Source organism: Bifidobacterium sp. UBA6881, from assembly GCA_002451435.1.
GTDB lineage: Bacteria > Actinomycetota > Actinomycetes > Actinomycetales > Bifidobacteriaceae > Bifidobacterium.
In genome coordinates this window covers 13709-15862 of sequence record DKCF01000046.1, presented here as the reverse complement: position 1 = coordinate 15862, position 2154 = coordinate 13709, and the positions used below count along the sequence as shown (strand labels likewise).

Genomic DNA, 2154 nt, shown 5'->3' with positions numbered 1-2154 from the left:
GTGTCGTCCATGCCCCGCGTCAACGCGGCCACGCAGTATCTGGACGAGGACGAGGAATTGGCCGGACTGTGCCGGACCGACGGCGAGGGCGACGCGCGGCTCGCAGAGCGTTTCCGCAAGATCCGCCACAGCCTGTGCACGTTGGAGAATCCGCTGTGGTTCTCCCACCGTCGCGCATCGCTCGCCGGCAAGAAGCACGAAGGCCGTATGCTGGCGCTGATCGTGCGCGAATAACGGGCGTCGTGCGGATATTCGCCGATTCGCGCGGCGAGGCCGACGGATGATTCGACGGATGAACTTGGCGGTCTGACGGGCATCGACGGCACGTCGGCCGGCGGAACTGGAATGGGAAAACAAGAGGAGAGAACAATGCAGGAGCAGAGGATGCCGGTCGTGGCCGTGGTGCTGGCCGCTGGCTTCGGCACGCGGTTCGATGAGGACAATCCGAAGCAGTTGGTTTCGGTGGGGGAGAAGCCGATCGTGTGCTGGAGCATCGAGGCGTTCGAGAAGAACGACCGCGTGAGCGACATCATCGTCGTGGTGAACGAGCGTGTGGGCGGCGTGGTGAATTCGCTGATCGATGAGGGCGGATACACCAAGGTGCGTGCCGTGGTGCCGGGCGGCGCCGAACGCGTCGACAGCACGCTGGCCGCGCTGAAGCTGTTGCGCGAGGCCGGCATTCCCGATGAGGCGAAGATCCTCATCCACGATGGGGTGCGCCCGTTCGTGGAGCAGCGTTCCATCGACGGTTGCATCGACAGCCTTGACCGGTTCAATGCGGCCACCGTCGCCTATGCTTCCACGGACACGGTGCTGCTCACCGACGATCTCGGAGACCGCAAGGTGGTGCGTTCCGTTCCCGAGCGCGCGAATACGTTCCGCGCCCAGACGCCGCAGGCCTTCCGCTTCGGCACCATCACCAAGGCCTACGCGCTGGCCGCGGCCGATCCCGATTTCCATCCGACCGACGATACGCGCGTGGTGGTGGATTATCTGCCTGACGAGCCGGTCGCCATCGTAGACGGTTCCGAGACGAACCTCAAAATCACCACGCACGCCGATATGCCGGTGGCGGAAGGCATCGCGCGCGGCCTCGATCCGGAACATGCCAAGGAGGAGGCCAAGGCGCGCATGCATGCTGTGTTCGCCGAGGCGTTCTCGCAGATGCACCGCCGGTAAAGACGCGATCGCCGGTAGCGGCGGCATACGGGAATCCTGAATCCGCCCAGGATTCCCGTTTTTTGTTTTGGATTTCTGTCTTAGTCTCATGCAGTGGGTTCTCCACGACGCCGGTGAGGCGTCCGGGAACGTTCCAAGACGTTTTTGGACCATGCCGACGGCTCGTCTGACATGTCGGTACGCGATGAATACACATCGACCACGTACACTGGGAGCCATGCAGCAGATCAATATCGTCATTTCCGGATTCGCGCCATATGACGGCATCGACGTGAATCCGGCCTTGCGGGTGCCTGAGGCGCTTGCCCAACGGTGGTCGGATACCGCGTGTGGCGAATCGGAAGCGGACGGCATCCCGGACAACGTCGAGGTGAGGGTGACCAATGTGACCCTGCCCGTCAGCTTCGCCAAGGCCTGGCCCACCTTGCTGGAGGCCATAGAGCCGGCCAATCCCGACATCGTCATCGCGACCGGGCTCAAGCGTTCCGCGCGGGGCGTCATGCTGGAGCGCTGCGCCACGAATCTCATGGATGCGGCGAAGCCCGACGCGGACAACGTGATTCCGCCGCGTCGGCCGATCAATCCGGAAGGGCCGGCCGCGTATTGGACCCGTCTGCCCCTGCGTTCGATATTGCGGGATTTCGCCAAGCATGAGATTCCCGCTTCGCTGAGCTCCGATGCGGGCACGTTCGTATGCAATTCGCTGTTCTATCATCTGCTTGATTGGTCCGCGGCGCAGAACAAGCGCGTGCTTTCCGGTTTCGTCAGTCTGCCGATCGTCAACGAGCGGCCGCATTCCCAGCATGGACTGCCCCTTGCGCAGCAGATCGAGGCCGGCTACGACGTGGTGCGCGAATCCGTGCGGTACTTCCTCGAACCGTCGTCGGGCGATATTCTGCTGGACTGACTATGGCTCGTCGCCGGTTGGATGGATGGGCCGTCTTCTGTGATTCTGGTTCTGCGCCGGTTCCGCGT

The 2154-nt window shown here is 63.2% G+C and carries 2 protein-coding genes and 1 pseudogene; all 3 read left to right on the top strand.

Annotation, left to right across the window (positions count from 1 at the left end):
- Window positions 1–234 (top strand): annotated as a pseudogene (locus B3C64_RS03885) (laccase domain-containing protein); the annotation flags it as partial.
- A gap of 111 nt (window positions 235–345) precedes the next feature.
- Window positions 346–1179: an IspD/TarI family cytidylyltransferase gene (locus B3C64_RS03880; protein ID WP_291533867.1), complete on the top strand. Its 834-nt coding sequence runs from the start codon at window positions 346–348 to the stop codon at window positions 1177–1179.
- A gap of 217 nt (window positions 1180–1396) precedes the next feature.
- A complete protein-coding gene (locus tag B3C64_RS03875) occupies window positions 1397–2086 on the top strand; it encodes a pyroglutamyl-peptidase I (protein ID WP_291533865.1) in 690 nt (229 codons plus the stop codon).
- Window positions 2087–2154: the final 68 nt, after the last annotated feature.

Coding starts and splice junctions, on each gene's coding strand:
- B3C64_RS03880 (WP_291533867.1), top strand. CDS start 346: ATGGGAAAACAAGAGGAGAGAACAATGCAGGAGCAGAGGATGCCGGTC.
- B3C64_RS03875 (WP_291533865.1), top strand. CDS start 1,397: ATGCAGCAGATCAATATCGTCATTTCCGGATTCGCGCCATATGACGGC.